Source organism: Pseudonocardia halophobica (assembly GCF_027922425.1).
Taxonomy (GTDB): Bacteria; Actinomycetota; Actinomycetes; order Mycobacteriales; family Pseudonocardiaceae; genus Pseudonocardia; species Pseudonocardia halophobica.
The window spans coordinates 1-19,160 of the sequence record NZ_BSFQ01000024.1 but is presented as its reverse complement, the minus strand read 5'-3'; the positions used below and the strand labels follow the sequence as shown (position 1 = coordinate 19,160).

Below are 19,160 nucleotides of genomic sequence, written 5' to 3'. Positions count from 1 at the left end.
AGCGGGTGGACCGGCCTTGCGGCGGGCCGTCGTCGCCTGCTTCGCGACGGCCACGGGCGACACCCGGAGGTGGGGCGGGTGCTCAGCCGCCGGCGAAGGGCGGCAGCACGTCGACGACGGCGGCCTCGGGCAGGACCCGCTGCGGGTCGCGGACGGCGACCTCGTCGACGAGGTAGGAGCAGCGGGCGAGCACCCGGGCGAACTCGGGGCCGTGCCGCTCGGCGAGCGTGTCGCCGAGGGCCGCGACGGTGGTCCCGTCCGGCACCTCGACGGACTCGGTGTCCCGGCCGGCGGCCGCCTTCGCGGCCGCGAAGTACCGGACCGTCACGGTCCGCACTGCGGTGGTGGTGGTCACCGGACCCATTCTCCTCACCCGCCGATCGCGCTCATCGGGCGGTCGGGCTGCAGGAAGCCGGGGTCGTCGATGCCGTGCCCGGCGAGCTTGCCCCACATCGCGTACCGCCAGACGTCCGCGATCTCCGCGTCGCTCGCGCCGCCGCGCACCAGGGCGCGCAGGTCGGTCTCGGTGCGGGCGAAGAGGCAGGAGCGGACCTGCCCGTCGGCGGTGAGCCGGGTGCGGTCGCAGGCGCCGCAGAAGGGCCTGGTCACCGAGGCGATCACGCCGACGCGGGACGGGCCGCCGTCGACCAGGTAACGCTCGGCGGGGGCACCGCCGCGCTCCTCGCCGTCGGGCGTGAGGGTGAAGCGGGTGGCCAGCTTCTCCATGATCTCGCCCGCGGTGATCATCTCCGCGCGCTGCCAGCCGTGCTGGGCGTCGAGCGGCATCTGCTCGATGAACCGCAGCTCGTAGCCGTGCTCGACGGCGAAGGCCAGCAGATCGGTGGCCTCGTCGTCGTTCACGCCGCGCAGCAGCACGCTGTTGATCTTGACGGGCTCCAGGCCGGCCGCACGGGCGGCGGCGAGCCCCGCCAGCACGTCGGACAGCCGGTCGCGCCGGGTGATGCTGGCGAAGCGCTCGGGGCGCAGCGTGTCCATCGAGACGTTGAGCCGGTTGACGCCGGCCGCGGCCAGCGCCTCGGCCCGGCGCGCGAGGCCGATGCCGTTGGTGGTCAGCGAGATGTCCGGCCGCGGCTCGAGGGCGGCCGAGGCGGCGATGACCTCCTCGAGCCCCTTGCGCAGCAGCGGTTCACCGCCGGTGAACCGGAGCTCGTGCACGCCGAGGTCGCGGACCGCGATCGTGACCAGGCGGACCAGCTCGGCGTCCGTCAGTTGCTCCTCGCGCGGCATCCAGTCGAGGCCCTCGGCGGGCATGCAGTAGGTGCAGCGGAGGTTGCACCGGTCCGTCAGCGAGATGCGCAGATCGGTGGCGACCCGGCCGAACCCGTCGATCAGGCGGCTGTCGTCGGGGCGGCCCGGGTCCCGCTTCGCGGTCCCCCGCAGCGCGGGGAGACCCAGCTCGGTTGCCGTCACGTGCACGAGGGTAGCCGCCCGGCATGATCTTCAACCAGGGCACAAAACGCCAGGTCAAAGCACTCCGCAGATGCGGATCCGGATGCCGTCGCGGGCCGCAGGAGCGGGCCGCGACGGCGCCCCCGGCCTGTCCGGAAGGCGAGGATCACCCCACCCCCCGGACACTGGGTGCCCGGGTCAGATCTCGGTCTTGAGGATGCAGATCGCGAGGTGCGCGTCGAGCACGGCCTCGCGGGCCTTCGCGTCGAGGCCCGGGTCGGCCTCGGCCGCCGCCTTCGCACTGTCCGCGGCCTGCTCGAGCTCGACGACGGCGTCGTGCGCCGCCGCCTCGCCCTCGGCCGCCAACCTTCCCGCCTTCGCGGCCTTCGAGTCGAACTCCCGCACGACGGCGAGCAGCACGACGGACGCGCCCGTGTCCGCCTCGGAGGCGCGCAGCGCGGCGCCGGACTTCTCCCGGCACTCGGCGAGCCGGGTCTGGACGTCGGTGATCGTGAGCATGGGTGACTCCCGTGGTGGGTGCGTGCACGGTCAGGAGCCGGACCCGCGCCCGCCGGAGGCGGGCGGCTGCACGAGCGGGAGGGAGATGGCGGAACCGGGCCCGGACACCGTTCGGCTCCCGCGGGCGGGTGCTCTTCGCACGGGCATCGCCTCCGCTTCGCCGACGTGGCCGGGCGCGCTCCACCGTGGCCCCGTCCGGGGAACCGGACAAGGGCCGTTCGGGGGAGCAACCGCCCGGCTGTGCGGCCCTAGTGCTGCGCCAGCTCCTGGCGCGCGACGGAGCGGATGTGCACCTCGTCGGGCCCGTCGGCGAAGCGCAGCGCGCGGGCCCAGGTGTAGAAGTAGGCCAGCGGGAAGTCGTCGCTCATCGCGCCGCCCCCGTGGACCTGCATGGCCCGGTCGATCACCGTGCACGCCATGCGCGGCACCACGACCTTGATCGCCGCGATCTCGCTGGCCGCGCCCTTGGCGCCGAACTTGTCGATCAGCCAGGCGGTCTTGAGGACCAGCAGTCGGGACTGCTCGATCTCCATGCGGGACAGGGCGATCTGCTCGCGGACCACGCCCTGGTCGGCCAGCGGCCGGCCGAACGCGACGCGGTCCTGGGCGCGCTTGACCATGAGGTCGACCGAACGCTCGGCCATGCCGATCAGCCGCATGCAGTGGTGGATGCGGCCCGGCCCGAGGCGGGCCTGGGCGATGGCGAACCCGCCGCCCTCCTCGCCGAGCAGGTTCGTCGCCGGCACCCGGACGTCGGTGAGCGTCAGCTCGGAGTGCCCGTGCTGGTCCTGGTAGCCGAAGGTCGGCAGGTGCCGGGTGATCTCCAGGCCCGGGGTGTCGCGCGGGACCAGGATCATCGACTGCTGGCGGTGCTTGGCGGCGTCGGGGTCGGTCTTGCCCATGACGATGAAGATCTTGCAGCGCTCGTCGGCGGCGCCGGAGATCCACCACTTGCGGCCGTTGATGACGTAGTCGTCGCCGTCGCGGCGGATCAGCGTCTCGATGTTGGTGGCGTCGGACGAGGCGACCTGCGGCTCGGTCATCGCGAAGGCCGAGCGGATCTCGCCCTCGAGCAGCGGGTTGAGCCACTGCTCCTGCTGCTCGGGCGTGCCGAACAGGTGCAGGGTCTCCATGTTCCCGGTGTCCGGGGCCTGGCAGTTGATCGCCTCGGGCGCGATGACCGGCGACCAGCCGGACACCTCGGCCACGGCGGCGTACTCCAGGTTCGACAACCCGGAGATCGACGGCAGGAACAGGTTCCAGAGCCCGCGTTCACGGGCCTTGGCCTTCAGCTCCTCGACGACGGGCGGCAGGTCCCACTCCTGCGGGGTCCCGCGACGTTCGGCGCGGAAGGCGTCGTACGCGGCCTCGGCGGGGAGGACCTCCTCGTCGAGGAACGCGCGCATGCGCTTGGTGTAGTCGGCAGCGGCGGCGCTGGGTTCGAAGTCCACGCGGGAAATGACACCACAATGCAGCTGCATTAAACAACGAGCCCGACGTGATGTGCGTCCCCTGCCCGGTAGCGACCCGCGCAGACGCGGACATAGGATCCCGGTCGTGCCGCAATTCCGGATCGCCGAGGCCGCGCGCCTGCTCGGGGTCAGCGACGACACCGTGCGTCGCTGGGTCGACGCGGGCACGTTGCCCGCGCATCCGGACGCGTCGAACCGCAAGGTCGTCGAGGGCACCGTGCTCGCCGAGTTCGCCCGCGACCACGCCAGCGCGCCGCCCGACCCGTCGGGCGTCCGACGCTCGGCCCGCAACCGCATGGTCGGGCTGGTCACCGCGGTCCTCATGGACCAGGTGATGGCGCAGGTCGAGATGCAGTGCGGGCCGCACCGGGTCGTCTCGCTGATGAGCAGCGAGGCGGTCCGGGACCTCGGGCTCGAGCCCGGGTCGCTCGCGGTGGCCGTCGTCAAGTCCACGAACGTCGTGGTGGAGATCCCCGGAGGAAGTTCATGAAGCGTCTCGTGGCCGCCGGTGTCGCCGGCCTGGCCGTCGTGCTCGCCGCGGCGTGCAGCTCGCCGTCGCAGGCCCCGAGCAGCGGCGGTGCCTCGGCGGCGCCGGAGTCGCGCACGCTGACGGTGTTCGCGGCGGCGTCGTTGACCGAGTCGTTCACCGCGCTCGAGAAGCAGTTCGAGACCGACAACCCGGGCGTCGACGTCAAGCTGAGCTACGGCGGCTCGTCCGACCTCGCCCAGCAGATCGTCAACGGCGCCCCGGCGGACGTCTTCGCCGCGGCCAGCGACTCCACGATGAAGACGGTGTCCGACGCCGGCCTCACCGCGGCCGCCCCGACCGTGTTCGCCACGAACGTCCTGCAGATCGCGACGGCGCCGGGCAACCCCAAGGGCGTCGCCGCGTTCGCCGACCTCGCGAAGCCGGACGTCAAGACCGTCGTCTGCGCACCCCAGGTACCGTGCGGGGCGGCCACCACGAAGGTGGAGCAGAGCACCGGCGTCGACCTGAAGCCGGTCAGCGAGGAGAACGACGTCAAGTCCGTGCTGAGCAAGGTGTCCACCGGCAACGCCGACGCCGGCCTCGTCTACGTCACGGACGTCAACGCCGCGAAGGGGCAGGTCCAGGGCGTGAGCTTCCCGGAGTCCTCCGCCGCGAAGACCAACTACCCGATCGCCGTGGTGAAGGACGCCCCGCAGGCCGACCTCGCGCAGAAGTGGGTCCAGCTCGTCGAGGGCGAGAACGGGCGGAAGACGCTCGAGGCCCAGGGCTTCGGCGCCGCGTGAGTCCCCTCGTGAGCACATGACGGCTCCCCCCGCGACGCGGGCGCGGGCCCCGCGGAAGCCCGACCGGCACGAGCAGCCGGTCGGGCTCCCGTGGTTCGTGTGGATCCCCGCGGGCCTCGCGTTCCTGCTGATCGCGCTGCCGGTCGTGGGCCTGCTGTGGAAGGCCGACTGGGCGCGGATGCCCGAGCTGCTGCTCAGCGACGCCGCGCTCGACGCCCTCCGCCTCTCCCTCGAGACGGCCGCGATCTCCACGCTGCTGTGCATCCTGCTGGGCGGCCCACTCGCCGTGGTGCTCGCGCGCGGGCGACTGCCGGGGCTGCGGACGCTGCGCTCGGTCGTGCTGCTCCCGCTGGTGCTGCCCCCGGTCGTCGGGGGTCTGGCGCTGCTGTTCCTGCTCGGCCGCACGGGCCTCGTCGGCCGTGGGCTGGAGCTGGCCTTCGGGATCACGGTCCCGTTCACCACCGCCGCGGTGGTGCTCGCGCAGACGTTCGTGGCGCTGCCCTTCCTCGTCGTCTCGCTGGAGGGGGCGCTGCGCACCGCGGGCCGGCGCTACGAGGCGGTCGCGGCCACCCTCGGGGCCTCGCCGTCGCTGGCCTTCCGGCGGGTCACGATCCCGCTGGTCCTGCCCGGTCTCGCGTCCGGCGCGGTGCTGGCCTTCGCCCGGTGCATGGGGGAGTTCGGCGCCACCATCGCCTTCGCCGGCAGCCTGCAGGGCACCACCCGGACGCTGCCGCTGCTCGTCTACCTGGAGCGGGAGACGGACGTCGACGGGGCCGTCGCGCTGTCGCTGCTGCTGGTCGTCGTGGCCATCGTCGTGATCGTGGTCGGGCGGCCGCGCGGGTCGGAGGGGCTCACATGAGCCTCGACGTCGACGTCCGGCTCGACCGGGAGTCCTTCTCGCTGGACGTGGCCCTGTCCGCCGCTCCCGGCGAGGTGGTCGCCGTGCTCGGGCCCAACGGCGCCGGCAAGTCGACCCTGCTCGGGATCCTGTCCGGGCTGCTGCGGCCCGACGCCGGGCACGTGCGGGTGGGCGACCAGACCGTGACGGACGTCGGGGCGGGCGTGTTCGTGCCGGCGCACCGCCGCGGCGTCGGGCTCCTCGCGCAGCAGGCGCTGCTCTTCCCGCACATGACCGCCGAGGCGAACGTCGCCTTCGGGCCGCGGGCCCAGGGCGTGCCGAAGCGGGAGGCCGAGGCGCGGGCGCGGGCCCTGCTCGCCGACGTCCTGCCCGACGTCCCGGGCCTTCCCGGGCGCAAGCCCGCCCAGCTCTCCGGCGGCCAGCAGCAGCGGGTCGCGCTGGCCCGCGCGATCGCGCCGGAACCCGGCCTGCTGCTGCTCGACGAGCCGCTCGCCGCCCTCGACGTCGACGCCGCCCCCGCCATGCGCTCGCTGCTGCGCCGGGTGATCCGGGACGGGAAGCAGACCGCGGTGCTGGTCACGCACTCCGCGCTCGACGCGCTGGTGCTCGCCGACCGGGTGGTCGTGCTGGGGCGCGGGCGGGTCGTGGAGCAGGGGCCCACGCGCGAGGTGCTCGGGCGGCCCCGCAGCGCCTTCACCGCCCGCATCGCGGGCCTCGACCTGATCCCCGGGGTCCGGGAGGCGGGGGTGCTGCGCACGGGCGACGGCACGATGATCGCCGGCCGGGAGACGGGCGGGCCGGCCGGCACCGGGGAGCCGGCGGTCGCGGTGTTCCCGCCGTCGGCGGTCGCGGTCTTCGCCGAGGAGCCGCACGGCAGCCCCCGCAACGTCCTGCCGGTCCGGCTGGCCTCGATCGAGCCGCGCGGCGACGTCGTGCGGCTGCGGGCGGCGCCGCGGGAGGGCGGGCCGGAGTGGCTCGACGGCCTCGCCGCGGACGTCACGCCCGCCGCGGTCGCGGATCTCGCCGCCGAGCCCGGCAGCGCGCTCTGGTTCGCGGTCAAGGCCACCGAGGTGGAGATCCACCCGGCGGGCTAGCGGACGGCGCGACTCGCCCGGACCGGGCGTTCACACCGCGGCAGGTCTCGCAACCCAGGGTCACCTCTCGGGTCACAGGAGTCACCCGAGCCACTATCGTGTACCTATGTCGCAGGGCGATGGGGGCCTACCGTCGCTTTCCGTGACACGTCAGTTGCTGCGGATCGCCTGCGTCGCGATCGCCGTCGGGCTCCTCCCGGTGACCGGCTCCGTCGCGCTGGCGAGTCCGGCCGGCGCCGAGGGGACCGCGCTCTCCGCCGACCTGTCCGTCGGCACGCCGGCAGCCGCGGGCCTGCCCGGCAACTACGTCGTCCTCGCACAGGACGCGCAGCGGGCGGCCGACGCCGCCTCCGAGATCGGGGTCGCGCCGACCACCGTCTTCACCCGCGCGCTCACCGGCTTCGCCGCCCGGCTCACCGCCGAGCAGCTCGCCCAGCTGAAGGGGCTGCCGGGGATCCTCGGCGTCGAGGAGGACCGGCGGTTCGACCCGCTCGGGCCCCGTGCGGCACGGCTGCCCGGGCTCACCGAGGCCACGCAGGAGAACCCGCCGAACTGGGGCCTCGACCGCATCGACCAGCGCGACCTGCCGCTCGACGGCCGCTACACCACCCGCGCCACCGGCCAGGGGGTCACGGTCTACGTGGTGGACACCGGCGTCGACGTCACGCACCCCGAGTTCGGTGGCCGCGCGGCCTGGGGCACCAACACGATCGACGGCAACGACACCGACTGCGACGGCCACGGGACGGTCGTCGGTGGGATCGCCGCCTCGCGCGACCACGGGGTGGCCAAGGACGCGCAGATCCGCGCGGTCAAGGTGCTCGACTGCAACGGCTCCGGCACCCTCTCCTCACTGCTCTCGGGCATCGACTGGGTGCTGCAGAACCACCGGGGCGGCCCCGCGGTGGCGGTCATGTCCTGGAGCTACGGACCCTCGGACGCGCTGCTCTCCGCGGTCACGAACCTGATCGACGACGGCGTGTTCGTCGCCTCCTCGGCCGGCAACAGCGGGGCGAACGACTGCGGCGTCGCCCCGCGGGCGGCCGCCGGGGTGCTGGTGGTGGCCAACTCGACGATCGACGACCGCCGCAACAGCTCGTCGAGCACGGGGCCGTGCGTGAGCGTCTACGCGCCGGGGACCAGCATCGTCGCGACCACGCCCGGCGGCCGGACCGCCTCCTACACCGGCACCTCGATGGCCGCGCCCTTCGCCGCGGGCGTCGCCGCGCTGTACAAGCAGACCTACGGCGACGCCCCCAGCGCCACGATCAAGAAGTGGATCGTCGACAACGCGGTCCCGGGGAAGATCGCCGGCGGCGACGAGGGCGGCACCCCCAACCGCCTCCTCAACACCGCCGGCCTGTGAGTGGCGATAGTCGCTATAGCGACTATCGCCACTCACAGGATGAGGGGCCCCTGCTCAGGCGTACTTCGTCATCACGTGCTTGACCCGGGTGTAGTCCTCCACCGAGTAGCCCGAGAGGTCCTTGCCGTAGCCGGACTGCTTGAACCCGCCGTGCGGCATCTCCGCGACCAGCGGGATGTGGCAGTTGAGCCACACGCAGCCGAAGTCCAGGCCCCGGCTCATCCGCTGCGCCCGCGAGTGGTCGGTGGTCCAGACGCTGGAGGACAGGCCGTAGTCCGTGTCGTTGGCCAGGTGCAGCGCCTCCGCCTCGTCGGTGAAGGTCTGCACCGTGATCACCGGCCCGAAGATCTCCTCGCGGACCAGCTCGTCGTCCTGCCGCAGGCCGTCGACCACGGTGGCCGGGAAGAAGAATCCGGGCCCGCCGGCCGGGGAGCCGCCGGCGAGCACGGACGCGTGGCCGGGTACCCGCGAGAGCAGGCCCGAGACCTTCTCGAACTGTGCGGCGTTGTTGAGCGGGGGGATGAACAGATCCTCGGAGTCGTCCTCGTCGGAGGAGAACCGCACCGCGCGGGCGACCTCGGCGAGCGCCTCGGCCAGGTCGCCCGCGATCGACTCGTGGGCGAGCACCCGCGTGGCGGCGGTGCAGTCCTGGCCGGCGTTGAAGAACCCGGCGACGGCGATGTCCTCGGCAGAGGCGGCCACGTCCGAGTCGGCGAACACGACGACGGGGGCGTTGCCGCCCAGCTCCAGGTGCACCCGGGTGACGTTCGGGGCCGCCGCCGCGGCGACCGCCTTGCCCGCCCGCGTCGACCCGGTGATCGCGACCAGCGCGGGGGCGGGGTGCGCGGAGACCAGCGCACCGGTGCTGCGGTCGCCGCACACGACGTTGAGCACGCCCGGCGGCAGGAACTCGGCGAACAGCTCGGCCATCCGCGTCGTCGACGCCGGGGTCGTGTCCGAGGGCTTGAGCACCATGGTGTTCCCGCCCGCGAGCGCGGGCCCGATCTTCCAGGTGGCCATCATCATGGGGTAGTTCCACGGCGTGATCGCCCCGACCACGCCCAGCGGCTCGCGGCGGACCGACGACGTGTGCCCGGCCATGTACTCGGCCGACGCCCGGCCCTCGAGGGTGCGGGCCGCTCCGGCGAAGAACCGGAACTGGTCGACCATGACCGCGATCTCCTCGGAGTGCGTCAGGGCCTTCGGCTTGCCGGTGTCCCGGTGCTCCAGCTCGACGAGCTCGTCGGCGTGCGCCTCGACGGCGTCGGCGATCCTCAGCAGCGCTGCCTGCCGCTCCGAGGGCGTGGTGTCGGCCCAGTGCTCGTCGTACGCGCGCTTCGCGCTCGCGTAGGCGGCGTCGACGTCGGCTTCTCCGGACAGCGGCGCGGTCGCGTAGACCTCGCCGGTCGACGGGTCGACGATCTCGGTCGTGCGCCCGTCCGAGGCGGGGACCGGCTTGCCGTCGACGATGTTGTGGAAGGTCTGCATGGTGGTGCTCCTCCGACGCGGCGTCCGTCAGGCGAAGGCGGGCATGATCTTCTCGGCGATCAGCCTGAGCTGCTCGTCGACCGTCGGGACCCCGGTGATCTCGCGGCCCATGAACGTCTTCACGAGGTGCGCGTCCGTGATCGCGCAGATCATGTGGTTGGCGCCGCCCTGCTGCATCTCGCGGATCTTGTCGATGCACTCCTCGGGGGTGCCCGCGACGGAGAGCCTGTCCGCCAGGTCGTCCGGGGTCGCGTCGATGGAGCCGGCCAGGTCGCCCGCCACGAACTTGTCCAGGATCGGCTTCATCTCCGAGGGCGAGACGCCGTTGCGCTCCAGCAGCGAGTCCGGCATCGACGACGCGTACAGCCCGACCACCGACTTGGCGGCCTCCTTGGCCTTGGCCGAGTCCTCCCCGACGGTGACCACGCACCAGGCGCCGATGTCGAGGTCGTCGACGCATCTGCCGGCGCGCTCGGCGCCGATCTTCATGTTGTCGTACATGTACCGGTACGCCTCGCGCGTGTAGCCCAGCGCCAGGTGACAGCCGTCCGAGATCTCGCCCGCGACCTGGAAGGACCTCGGCCCGGCCATCGCGCCCATCTTCACCGGCACCCGTTCGGCGACCGGCCGGGCGAAGGTGAACAGGCCCTTGTACGTGAAGAACTCGCCGTCGTGGGTGATCGCGCCCTCGTCCAGCAGGGTCCGGATGACGCCCACGCCCTCCTTCACCCGGGACAGCGGCTTCTGCGTGCTCCAGTCCATCCCGTACTGCGCGAGCAGGCCGAAGTTGCCGGACGACAGCACGACCTCGGCGCGGCCGCCGGTCAGCTCGTCGAGCGTGGCCGTGGCCTGCGCGATCAGCGACGGCTCGCGCAGCACGACCCCGGACACCGACGGGCCCATCATGATCCGGGACGTCTTGTCCGCGGCTGCCGCGAACAACAGCCAGAGGTCCTTGTGCCAGGTCTCGTCCGCGGCGTAGACGGCGTGGAAGCCGAGCTCGTCCGCCAGCTGGATGGACTTGAGCGACTCGGCGAGGGGGTAGTCGGGAAGCATGACGTAGCTGACCTTCATCGAGGGTCTCCCGGTGAGTGGTGGGGTTCAGGCTTCGTTCTCGATCTCGGCGATCAGGTCCGAGCCGGTGATCGTCTTCTGCGCGAAGTGCGCGTGCATCCAGTCGAGGTGGTCGTGGCGGGCGTGCATGATCCGCAACGTGTCCCAGTTCGGGAACGTCTGCTGCAGGACCCAGCGCTCCATCAGCCGCGGGTCCACCTCGAAGACGTGCTCGTGGGTGGTGACCGCGACCTCGGAGGCGCGCTGCGGGGCGGGCGGGGCGTGCTCGTCGGAGTAGCGGTAGCTCATGCCTCACCTCGCAGCTCGGCCAGCCGGGCGGCGAGGTCGCCGCCCTGGTAGGCGAGGTCCAGCAGGTACTTGCCCGGGTTCATGATGTTGTTCGGGTCGAGCATCCGTTTGACGCCGAGCATCACGTCGAACCCGCGCCCCAGCTCGCGCGGCACGAGATCGACCTCGCCCTCCCGGCACGAGCCGTGGCAGGCGCTGATCGACCCGCCGTGCGCCAGGGCCGCCGCGGCGATGTCCCGCTTGGCCCTGACCCACATCGCCCACGCGTCATCGTCGAGGCGCTGCTCCCAGATCCCGACGTCGATCTCGGTCAGGTAGTCCACCCCGGTGTCGGCCGAGGTGTAGGCGAACATGCCCCAGTCGTCGAACACGTCCGTCTTCCGGCGCAGATCGGCGACGATCTCGTGCCAGGCCTTCGTGACGGCCGGGACACGCGTGTAGTTGACCGCCGCGTCCTCGCAGTGCCAGGACATCGGCACGACCTGCCCGGACTTGGTGCGCCCGTGCAGCGGGGTGGCGTAGCGGTCGTGCCGGGCGGCCCAGTCGCCCTCGGAGATCTCGTCCCCGAGGTAGCGCGCGCCGTGCTCCTTCGCGATCCGGAACAGCCGTTTCCCGCCGACCCGGACCTCGTCCTCCCAGCCGTACAGGACGGCACAGGTCAGGGCGCGGACGTCCGCGGGCTGGGGGATGTAGGCCTCGTCGTCCCGGCGGAGGTAGGCGACCTTCCACTCGTCGAACAGCACGGCGCCGGCGAAGGTCGCGACGCCCGCGCGGGCCAGCGCGCCGGTGAAGCGGTAGGCGGCGTCGTAGTCGTCGAACGCCCAGAACGGGGAGAGCTCGGCCTCGGGCTTCGGGTAGAGCTTCAGCGTGGCCTTCGTGGCGATGCCGAGCGTGCCCTGGTGCCCCATGAACAGGTGCTTGAGCTGGTAGCCGGACGACGACTTCGAGATCTGACGTCCGATCCCGTCCCCGACGTGCAGGATCTCGCCCGTCGGGAGCACGAGGTCGAAGCTGAGCACGAGGTCGCGGGTGTGCCCGTAGCGCGCCCCGATCAGCGACCAGCCGGACGTCCCGATCCGGCCACCGACCAGCGAGCACGGGTACGACGCCGGGTCGTCGGGATAGATCAAACCGTGCTTGCCGAGCACCTCGTTGAGCTTGAGCATGTTGATGCCCGTGCCGACGGTGACGGTGCGGTTCTCCAGGTCCAGCTCGTGGATCTGGTTCATCCGCTTGACGTCCACGACGATCCCGCCGCGCAGCGGCACCGCGCCGTCGGTGAGCCCGGTCCCGCCGTCCCGCGGGACGACCGGGCACTTCAGCTCGTTCGCGATCGCGACGACCGCCGCGACCTCCTCCGTGGACTCCGGCAGCACCGCGAGGTCCGGCACCCGCTCGCGCCACCGGTGCACCGGGAACGGCGCGGGGACGCGGGCGCGGTTGTAGCGGTCCGTCTTCGCGGTGAGGATCTGGTCCGGCCGCAGCACTCCGGCGAGGCGCTCGACCACGCGGTCGATCAGGTCGGTGGGTGGGCGCTCCAGGGCGGTCACTTCGCGCAACCCCCACATCGTCTGTCTCCCACGGCCCCTCTGCTGCCGCCGACCTCGATCCCCAGCGACTCCGCGACGATCTCGTGGATGTCGATCACGTCGATGTCCCGCTTGTCGCCCGCCTCGGAGAGCGGGCGCTCGGACCACGGACAGGCGCTGACCAGGGTGTCCACGCCCAGCTCCGCGGCGTGCCCGAGGCGCCTCTCGGAGATCGCGGCGGTGAGCTCGGGCTTCTCCACCGGCAGGCCCCCGCCCCCGCCGGAGCAGTAGGACCACTGGGTGACCCGGTCGACGTCGTGGAAGGTCAGGCCGGGGATGCTCCGGAGGACCTGGCGGGGCTCCTCCCAGATCCCCTTGCGCTTGTTGAGCCGGCAGGGGTCGTGGTAGGTGATCGTCCGGTTCACCGGGACCGTCGGGGTCAGCTTCCCCTGGGCGAGAAGGTCCGCCAGGACCTCGACCACCAGCACGACCTCGATGTCGAACTCCGCACCGAAGTACTTCGGGTAGTCCTCGGTGAAGCTGATGTAGTCGTGGGGATCGAGCACCAGGACCCGCTTCGTGCCGGTCGCCCGCCAGTTGTCGAGGTTGTGCCGGGCGAAGCGCCTGGCCTGGTCGACGTAGCCCATCTCGGCGGCGGGCCCGCCGCAGCACCACTGCTCGCCCATCAGCCCGAACTCGTAGCCGGCCCGCTGCAGGATCTGCGCGACGGCGCGGGGTACGGCGGTGCGGTAGAAGGCGGCCTCGCAGTCGACGAAGAGAACGGTCTCGCCGCCGATGGGGATGTCCAGCCCCTCGGCCCAGTTGCGGACGTTCTCCTGGCTGATCTCGGTCTCACCGAGGACCGGCTCGTGCGTCCTGTCGTCGGTCCGTGCGTTCCACGTCCGCCAGTTCGGCTGGTGCACCCCGGACTCGACGGCGAGCGCCCGGACCGCCTTGACGACGTCCACGGTGCGGGTCCGGAACCGGTAGAAGTCGCCGGTGAACAGGGTGTTGGGGCAGCGCAGCTCGCACGCGCCGCACTGGGTGCAGTTGACGTAGTCCGCGGCGATGTCGGCGACCTCGAGCTCGCCCTTCTCCATCGCGACGACGTTCGCGTGGAAGGCGGTCGGGGTCCACGACTCGTTGCGGGTCACCTGCATGACCGGGCAGACCTCGCGGCAGAACTTGTGGCCGGACGAGTAGCAGTTGTACGAGGCGTTGCGCCATTCCTCGACGAACTCGGCGGTGCGCCGGTCGGACAGCTCCAGCGGGACGGGGCCGTGGACGGTTTCCGGATAGGTCTCGAGCTCGGGGTCGTTGCCCGGATCGCCGGGGGTGAAGGGTCTCTGCAGTGCGTCGGGCCGCACGGTGCGCTCGGGTTCGGTCTGCGTCACGCGGTCCTCCGTATGTGGTGGCGGTCACGTCGGGAGAAAAGCTATGAAATCACATCTCAAAGTTCTCGACTAGGCTGTCCGGGCCGCGTGACACACTCGCGGCACCCGTGTCACGGCTGGATCCGATCTTGTGGAGGTGCGCGTGCGGCTCCCCGCGGGCGACGCGCGACGGGCTGTCTTCGCTCCCCTGGACGACGGGGCCATGCGCAGCGAGGCCGTCGTGCGCCGGCTGGGCAGCGCGATCGGCCTCGGGATCATCGTCGACGGCGAGCAGCTCCCGTCGGAGCTCCAGCTGGCCGCGTCGCTCAACGTCTCCACGGTCACCCTGCGGGACGCGCTGTCGGACCTGCGGGCGCGCGGGCTCGTCGCGACCCGGCGCGGCAGAGGCGGGGGCAGCTTCGTCGTGGCGTCCGAGGAGGCGCTCACCGAGCTGAGCCGCGGGCGGCTGCGCGAGCTGGGCAGCACCGACCTGCGCGAGCTGGGGGACGTGCGGGCCGCCGTCAGCGGGACCGCTGCCCGGCTGGCGGCGGAGCGGGCCGCGGACTCCGAGATCGAGCGGCTCCGGGAGACGCTGGGGCGGCTCGCGGCGGCGCCCGGCGGCACCGAGCAGCGCCGGATCGAGGGGCGCTGGTTCATCGACATCGCCGCGGCCGCGCAGTCCGTCCGGCTCACCCGGGAGGAGATCGAGCTGCAGTTCGAGCTGGGCCAGCTGCTCTGGGGCACGGAGCGGACGGAGGCCGAGCTGGCGGCCACCATCGCGGACCACCACCGGGTCGTCGACGCGATCGCGGCCCGCGACCCCGCGACGTCGCGCCGGCTGGTCGAGGAGCACGTCGCCGCGGTCACGGCGCAGCTGATGGACGCACACGTGCGGCTCACCCGGCGCGGCCACCGGCGGGCCGACCACACCGACGCCTACCCCGAGGCGGCCGGTTCGTGAGCGCCCCCGCGGACCAGGCCGCACTCGTCATCGAATCGGTGGTCGAGCGGGTCTTCCGCTCGGTCGCCGAGGTGCACGACGGCCTGTTGGCGGGGTACCGCGCCGCCGGCGCCCGCGGCGCGCGGATGTGCGACCGGGACGTCACCGCGCTCCGGGAGCCCCTGCTGGCCCTGCTCGCCCGGGAGCGGGAGGTCGCCGTCGGGATGGGCGTGATCGTGGCGCCGGGGCTGCTCGCCGACCGGCCCCTGCGGATGGAGTGGTGGCAGGCCGACGAGGCGGCGGGGCGTCCCGCCGAGCCGGTGATGCTGGAGGTGGACCTCAACCCGGCCAGCGTGGGCTTCTACGACTACGCCTCCGCCGAATGGTTCACGGTGCCGCGGCGCACCGGCCGGCGACACGTCGTCGGGCCCTACGTGGACGTGCACGGCACGGATCGCTACCTGCTCACCCTGACCCTGCCGGTGATTGCCGACGGGGAGTTCGTCGGGGTCGCCGGCGCGGACGTGCCGGTCGCGCGGTTCGAGACCCTCGTGCTGCGCGAGCTGGGAGACCTGGCCGCGGACGTGGTGGTGGTCAACCCGGAGGACCGGGTGGTCTTCTCCACCTCGGCGCGATGGCTTGCGGGCTCGCGCGCGGATCTCTCCGGGGCGGCGGACGTCCACGCCCTTCCCGAGCCACACTGGCGCGTCGCCGTCCCCCACTGACGCGAACGCCGCTCTCGCTCGGTCAGCGCGACAGGCGGGCGGCCTCGCGGTCCGCGCCCTCGGTGAGCGCGCCGCCGCGGGAGCCCGCGAGCTTGGCCCGGAGGTGCTCGCCGACCGTCACCGGCTCGTACAGGGCGGGGTGTTCGGCGTCGACGCACGTGGGCAGCGGCGCGATCACGGCGTCGACGTCGCCGTCGTGGAAGAAGGCGGCGGAGCGGCGCGGGACCAGGACCCCGTCGACGCGCGGGGCGGCCACGCGGTGCAGGGTCGAGACCCAGCGGTCGTTGGTCCAACGGGCGAGCGCGTCGCCGAGGTTGACCAGCAGGGCGCCGGGCGCCGGCCCGACGGGGTGCCAGCGACCCTCGCCGTCGAGGATCTCCAGGCCGGGCACCGCATCGGCCCACAGCACGGTGACGATGCCGTAGTCCGTGTGCGCGCCCATGCCGACCTGCTCGGGCTCGAGCTCGGCGTCGACCGACGGCAGCCGGTAGTTGATCATCCGCAGGACGTCCACCGAGTGGCCGGTGAAGCCGGCCAGGTGGTCCTCGCCGAGCCCGAGGGCGCGGCCGAACACGCGCGTCATCGTCCGGGCGACCCGGCCGGCGGCGGCGAACCAGGCCTCGACGGCCGGGCGGAAGCCGGGGGTGTCCGGCCAGATGTTGGTCCCGTAGTCCGCCTCGGACAGGGCCAGGCCGGGGAAGTCGCTCGCCTGGGTGCCCACGTTGAACGCCTCGAAGAGGTCGGCGGCCGAGACGAGGCCGAGGCTGTTGGCCAGCGACTCGGACTTCGGCGGGGTGTAGCCGCGGTTCACGCCGGGCGGGCAGCGGTAGGCGGACTTGGCCGCGAGGTCCTCGGCGAAGAACGCGTCCATGGCGGCGGTGAAGGCGTCGAGCGTCCCCTGCGGGATCCCGTGCCCGACGACCTGCATGAACCCGACCGTCCGGGCGGCGTGGTCCGCGGCGCGGGCCACCGCCTCACGGTCCTCCTCGGTGCCCTCCGTGCGGAACGGGCTGATGTCGATGATCGGGACGTCGAGGACGCCGTCGCGGGTCTCGGCGACTGCCATGATGCTGCTCCTCGTGAGAAATGATTGCTCTCGACTATCATTCTGCTCGGTTCGACTGTCAAGGACTGTCGATGCGGTCAGGAGGAGCGGGTGGAGGACGAGGCGGCGCTCAACGCTCGGGTGGGGGCCACGATCCGGGCGCTGCGGGAGAAGACCGGGCTGTCCATGCGCGAGCTGGCGCGGCGGGCCGGGGTGAGCCAGCCGTTCCTCTCGCAGATCGAGCGGGGCGTCAGCGCGCCGTCGATGATCACGACGTACCGGCTGGCCGAGGCGCTCGGGGAGCGGCCGGGCGCGCTGCTGCCCGCTCCCGACGGCACCGGGATGACGGTGGTGCGGGCCGGCGAGGGCCGCGAGATCCCGGTCGCCAACCGGCCGGACGCGGCGCGTGGGCGGGCGCTGGTGATGCAGCCGGGGAACCCGCTCGAGGTGATCGAGTACGTCGTCGCGCCGGGGGAGTACCTCGAGGAGTGGTTCGCGCTCCCCGGCGACATGGCCGTCTACGTGGTCGACGGGCGGCTCGAGGTGGAGGTCGAGGGCGCGGGGACGGTGGTGCTGGGGCCGCGCGAGCTCGTCGCCCACCCTGCCTCGGCGCGCCACCGCTGGCGGGTGCACGGCGAGGCGCCCGTCCACGTGCTGCTCACCATCGCCCACCCGCCAGAGGGTCCCACTCTCCGCCCACCCCGCTCGTGACCCGACCAGCCGGTGTGCGGCGTCCGACCGGCGGGGCTGCAGAGCGCGACCCGCGGTGCCGGAACTCCCGACTCGCGGTGCCGGAACTCCCGACTCGCGGTGCCGGAACTCCCGACTCGCGGTGCCGGAACTCCCGACTCGCGGGGATCAGGCGGGTTCGATGACCTCGAAGCCGGTGTAGGGGACGAGGGCGGGCGGGATGCGGACGCTGCCGTCGGGCTGCTGCCCCTGCTCCAGGACGGCGACGAGGGTGCGGCCGATCGGGAGGCCCGAGCCGTTGAGCGTGGCGGCGAAGCCCCGGGCGCCGTCCTTCGCCTTGGTCCGGATCGCGGCGCGGCGGGCCTGGAAGGTCCCGAAGTCCGACACCGAGCTGATCTCGCGGTACCGGCCCTGGCTGGGCAGCCACACCTCGATGTCGTAGGTGTACTCGGCGGAGAAGCCGATGTCGCCGGCCGCGAGCCGCACGACCCGGTAGGCCAGCCCGAGCGCCTGGACGACGGCCTCGGCGTGGCCGAGCAGGACCTCCAGCTCCGCGCGCGACCGGGCCGGGTCGACGAAGCGGACCAGCTCGACCTTCGAGAACTCGTGCACGCGGATCAGCCCGCGGGTGTCCTTGCCGTACGACCCGGCCTCCGAGCGGAAGCACGGCGTCTGTGCGGTGTAGGCCAGCGGGAGCTCCTCGGCGGCGAGGGTCTCGCGGGAGTGCAGGTTGGTCAGCGGCACCTCGGCCGTCGGGATGAGGAACAGCTCCCGGTCGGCGACCTCGGTGCGGAACAGGTCCTGCTCGAACTTGGGCAGCTGGCCCGTGCCGGTCATCGTCGGACGCGTGACCAGCGCCGGCACCGACCACTCGGTGTACCCGTGGCGCTCGGTGTGCAGGTCGAGGAAGAAGCGGGCGAGCGCGCGCTCGAGCGCGGCACCGCGGCCCTTGAGCACGGCGAACCGCGGGCCCGACAGCTTGGTCGCGCGCGCCAGGTCCAGGATCCCGAGCTTCTCGCCGAGGTCGACGTGGTCGAGGGGGTTCTCGACGGCCGGGATCTCGCCCCAGGTCCGGACCTCCTCGGCGTCCTCGTCGCTGGCGCCGTCGGGCAGCTCGTCGGCGGGCAGGTTCGGGATCTCGAGGAGGTACTCGGTGAGCTGGGCCTCGAGCTCCTTGTGCTCCTCCTCCGCGAGGGTGATCGCGGCCTTCGTCTCCCGCGCCTTCTCGACGAGGGCGGGCCGCTCCTCGGGGGACGCGCCCTTGACCGCCTTCTGCAGCCGGTTCGCCTCGGCCCGGGACTCGTCGCCCTTCTGGATGGCCGCGTTGCGGACGCCCAGGAGCTTCTCGAGGCGCTCCAGGTCGAGGGAGTAGCCGCGGCGCGCGAGCTTGCGCACCGCGTCGGTGGCGGGATCGAGCAGGACGCGGGGGTCGTGCATCGCCCGAGCGTATCGCCCGACCGCGGGGCGTTTTCCGCTCCTCCCCCACAGGAGGGTGGCGCCCGGGGGCGGGTCGTCGGCAGGATGAGTCGCGATCACGTGACCGGGCGCACAACGTTGCGCCGCCCGACCCTCCGAGGAGGACGCAGGTGACCACCTCCACCCCCGCGCTGCCGTCGTACGCCTCCGGGATCTCCGACGTCCCGTTGCTGGGGGACACCATCGGGGACAACTTCGACCGGACGGTCGCGGCGGACCCGGAGCGGGAGGCGCTGGTCGAGGTCCCGACGGGCCGGCGGTGGACCTACGCCCAGCTGCGGGCGGACGTCGACGCCCTGGCCCTGGGTCTGGTGGCCGACGGAGTGGAGAAGGGCGACCGGGTGGGGATCTGGGCGCCGAACATGGCGGAGTGGACGTTGTTGCAGTACGCGACGGCGAAGCTCGGTGCGATCCTGGTGAACATCAACCCGAGCTACCGCACCCACGAGTTGGAGTATGTGCTCAGGCAGGCGGGGATCTCGCTGTTGGTGGCGGCGCGGGAGTTCAAGACCTCGAACTACGCGGCGATGATCGAGGAGG

Annotated in this window: 20 protein-coding genes and 1 pseudogene; 10 read left to right on the top strand and 11 right to left on the bottom strand. The window is 72.8% G+C overall.

All coding sequences use genetic code 11. The features are described from left to right. Nucleotides 1-82 precede the first annotated feature (82 nt). The 4 genes from PKE99_RS24090 to PKE99_RS24075 form a co-directional block, all read right to left on the bottom strand. A complete protein-coding gene (locus PKE99_RS24090) occupies nucleotides 83-364 on the bottom strand; it encodes a MoaD/ThiS family protein (RefSeq protein WP_156067756.1) in 282 nt (93 codons plus the stop codon). Between the two features lie 5 nt (nucleotides 365-369). Beyond that, nucleotides 370-1,431, bottom strand: a complete 1,062-nt coding sequence (gene moaA / locus PKE99_RS24085) for a GTP 3',8-cyclase MoaA (RefSeq protein WP_037048868.1) — start codon at nucleotides 1,429-1,431, stop codon at nucleotides 370-372. Nucleotides 1,432-1,608: 177 nt separating this feature from the next. After that, on the bottom strand, nucleotides 1,609-1,929 hold the full coding sequence (locus tag PKE99_RS24080) for a hypothetical protein (protein ID WP_037048782.1): 321 nt from the start codon (nucleotides 1,927-1,929) through the stop codon (nucleotides 1,609-1,611). A gap of 248 nt (nucleotides 1,930-2,177) precedes the next feature. After that, nucleotides 2,178-3,380, bottom strand: coding sequence for an acyl-CoA dehydrogenase family protein (locus PKE99_RS24075; RefSeq protein WP_037048784.1), 1,203 nt, complete (start codon nucleotides 3,378-3,380; stop codon nucleotides 2,178-2,180). Nucleotides 3,381-3,486: 106 nt separating this feature from the next. Here PKE99_RS24075 and PKE99_RS24070 point away from each other — a divergent pair, with 106 nt between their 5' ends. The 6 genes and pseudogenes from PKE99_RS24070 to PKE99_RS24050 all read left to right on the top strand — a co-directional run bounded on the left by PKE99_RS24070 (nucleotide 3,487) and on the right by PKE99_RS24050 (nucleotide 7,992). Continuing rightward, nucleotides 3,487-3,891, top strand: a complete 405-nt coding sequence (locus tag PKE99_RS24070; protein ID WP_037048786.1) for a TOBE domain-containing protein — start codon at nucleotides 3,487-3,489, stop codon at nucleotides 3,889-3,891. Continuing rightward, complete coding sequence (gene modA, locus PKE99_RS24065) at nucleotides 3,888-4,673, top strand: molybdate ABC transporter substrate-binding protein (RefSeq protein ID WP_037048788.1); 786 nt, start codon at nucleotides 3,888-3,890, stop codon at nucleotides 4,671-4,673. The genes PKE99_RS24070 and modA overlap by 4 nt, the downstream gene beginning before the upstream one ends. A gap of 16 nt (nucleotides 4,674-4,689) precedes the next feature. Then, entirely contained in the window at nucleotides 4,690-5,532 is an 843-nt protein-coding gene (locus tag PKE99_RS24060) for an ABC transporter permease (RefSeq protein ID WP_051737781.1), read from the top strand. Nucleotides 5,533-5,582: 50 nt separating this feature from the next. Beyond that, nucleotides 5,583-6,014 (top strand): annotated as a pseudogene (locus tag PKE99_RS39625) (ATP-binding cassette domain-containing protein); the annotation flags it as partial. 39 nt (nucleotides 6,015-6,053) lie between these two features. Further along, entirely contained in the window at nucleotides 6,054-6,626 is a 573-nt protein-coding gene (locus PKE99_RS39620; RefSeq protein ID WP_438865911.1) for a TOBE domain-containing protein, read from the top strand. A gap of 142 nt (nucleotides 6,627-6,768) precedes the next feature. Further along, nucleotides 6,769-7,992: a S8 family peptidase gene (locus PKE99_RS24050; protein WP_231498306.1), complete on the top strand. Its 1,224-nt coding sequence runs from the start codon at nucleotides 6,769-6,771 to the stop codon at nucleotides 7,990-7,992. 54 nt (nucleotides 7,993-8,046) lie between these two features. On the opposite strand, the gene PKE99_RS24045 is transcribed toward PKE99_RS24050, so the two are convergent. The 5 genes from PKE99_RS24045 to PKE99_RS24025 are packed head-to-tail and all read right to left on the bottom strand — an operon-like array spanning nucleotide 8,047 to nucleotide 13,765. After that, nucleotides 8,047-9,480, bottom strand: a complete 1,434-nt coding sequence (locus tag PKE99_RS24045; RefSeq protein ID WP_037048792.1) for an aminobutyraldehyde dehydrogenase — start codon at nucleotides 9,478-9,480, stop codon at nucleotides 8,047-8,049. A 27-nt stretch (nucleotides 9,481-9,507) separates the two neighbouring features. Further along, complete coding sequence (locus tag PKE99_RS24040; RefSeq protein ID WP_037048794.1) at nucleotides 9,508-10,554, bottom strand: LLM class flavin-dependent oxidoreductase; 1,047 nt, start codon at nucleotides 10,552-10,554, stop codon at nucleotides 9,508-9,510. Between the two features lie 27 nt (nucleotides 10,555-10,581). Next, entirely contained in the window at nucleotides 10,582-10,842 is a 261-nt protein-coding gene (locus PKE99_RS24035) for a hypothetical protein (RefSeq protein WP_037048797.1), read from the bottom strand. Then, nucleotides 10,839-12,392, bottom strand: coding sequence for an FAD-binding oxidoreductase (locus PKE99_RS24030; protein WP_231498310.1), 1,554 nt, complete (start codon nucleotides 12,390-12,392; stop codon nucleotides 10,839-10,841). The genes PKE99_RS24035 and PKE99_RS24030 overlap by 4 nt, the downstream gene beginning before the upstream one ends. Beyond that, nucleotides 12,389-13,765 carry a (Fe-S)-binding protein gene (locus PKE99_RS24025; RefSeq protein WP_197040733.1) on the bottom strand — a complete coding sequence of 459 codons (1,377 nt, stop codon included), beginning with the start codon at nucleotides 13,763-13,765 and terminating at the stop codon, nucleotides 12,389-12,391. The genes PKE99_RS24030 and PKE99_RS24025 overlap by 4 nt, the downstream gene beginning before the upstream one ends. A gap of 142 nt (nucleotides 13,766-13,907) precedes the next feature. Between PKE99_RS24025 and PKE99_RS24020 the strand changes: the two genes are divergently transcribed. Both PKE99_RS24020 and PKE99_RS24015 read left to right on the top strand, forming a co-directional pair. Continuing rightward, nucleotides 13,908-14,705 carry a FadR/GntR family transcriptional regulator gene (locus PKE99_RS24020; protein WP_231498307.1) on the top strand — a complete coding sequence of 266 codons (798 nt, stop codon included), beginning with the start codon at nucleotides 13,908-13,910 and terminating at the stop codon, nucleotides 14,703-14,705. Further along, a complete protein-coding gene (locus PKE99_RS24015) occupies nucleotides 14,702-15,409 on the top strand; it encodes a cache domain-containing protein (RefSeq protein ID WP_051737784.1) in 708 nt (235 codons plus the stop codon). Before PKE99_RS24020 ends, PKE99_RS24015 begins: the two co-directional genes overlap by 4 nt. A 22-nt stretch (nucleotides 15,410-15,431) precedes the next feature. On the opposite strand, the gene PKE99_RS24010 is transcribed toward PKE99_RS24015, so the two are convergent. Continuing rightward, nucleotides 15,432-16,475: an isopenicillin N synthase family dioxygenase gene (locus PKE99_RS24010; protein WP_037048798.1), complete on the bottom strand. Its 1,044-nt coding sequence runs from the start codon at nucleotides 16,473-16,475 to the stop codon at nucleotides 15,432-15,434. Between the two features lie 90 nt (nucleotides 16,476-16,565). On the opposite strand from PKE99_RS24010, the gene PKE99_RS24005 reads away from it, so the two are divergent. Next, nucleotides 16,566-17,165: a helix-turn-helix domain-containing protein gene (locus PKE99_RS24005; protein ID WP_037048799.1), complete on the top strand. Its 600-nt coding sequence runs from the start codon at nucleotides 16,566-16,568 to the stop codon at nucleotides 17,163-17,165. Nucleotides 17,166-17,312: 147 nt separating this feature from the next. Here the strand turns inward: PKE99_RS24005 and serS are convergent, their stop codons facing one another. After that, the gene (gene serS, locus PKE99_RS24000; protein WP_037048801.1) at nucleotides 17,313-18,581 is read right to left on the bottom strand and encodes a serine--tRNA ligase; all 1,269 of its coding nucleotides are present in this window, start codon (nucleotides 18,579-18,581) and stop codon (nucleotides 17,313-17,315) included. Between the two features lie 149 nt (nucleotides 18,582-18,730). On the opposite strand from serS, the gene PKE99_RS23995 reads away from it, so the two are divergent. Next, nucleotides 18,731-19,160, top strand: a 430-nt coding sequence (locus PKE99_RS23995; RefSeq protein ID WP_271214917.1) for an AMP-binding protein, incomplete at its 3' end; no start/stop codon positions are given.

What these genes read in the sequence shown, in the direction of transcription:
- PKE99_RS24090 (WP_156067756.1), bottom strand. Translation starts at nt 364, where the DNA reads ATGGGTCCGGTGACCACCACCACCGCAGTGCGGACCGTGACGGTCCGG.
- PKE99_RS24080 (WP_037048782.1), bottom strand. Translation starts at nt 1,929, where the DNA reads ATGCTCACGATCACCGACGTCCAGACCCGGCTCGCCGAGTGCCGGGAG.
- modA (WP_037048788.1), top strand. Translation starts at nt 3,888, where the DNA reads ATGAAGCGTCTCGTGGCCGCCGGTGTCGCCGGCCTGGCCGTCGTGCTC.
- PKE99_RS24060 (WP_051737781.1), top strand. Translation starts at nt 4,690, where the DNA reads ATGACGGCTCCCCCCGCGACGCGGGCGCGGGCCCCGCGGAAGCCCGAC.
- PKE99_RS39620 (WP_438865911.1), top strand. Translation starts at nt 6,054, where the DNA reads ATGCGCTCGCTGCTGCGCCGGGTGATCCGGGACGGGAAGCAGACCGCG.
- PKE99_RS24045 (WP_037048792.1), bottom strand. Translation starts at nt 9,480, where the DNA reads ATGCAGACCTTCCACAACATCGTCGACGGCAAGCCGGTCCCCGCCTCG.
- PKE99_RS24040 (WP_037048794.1), bottom strand. Translation starts at nt 10,554, where the DNA reads ATGAAGGTCAGCTACGTCATGCTTCCCGACTACCCCCTCGCCGAGTCG.
- PKE99_RS24035 (WP_037048797.1), bottom strand. Translation starts at nt 10,842, where the DNA reads ATGAGCTACCGCTACTCCGACGAGCACGCCCCGCCCGCCCCGCAGCGC.
- PKE99_RS24010 (WP_037048798.1), bottom strand. Translation starts at nt 16,475, where the DNA reads ATGGCAGTCGCCGAGACCCGCGACGGCGTCCTCGACGTCCCGATCATC.
- serS (WP_037048801.1), bottom strand. Translation starts at nt 18,581, where the DNA reads ATGCACGACCCCCGCGTCCTGCTCGATCCCGCCACCGACGCGGTGCGC.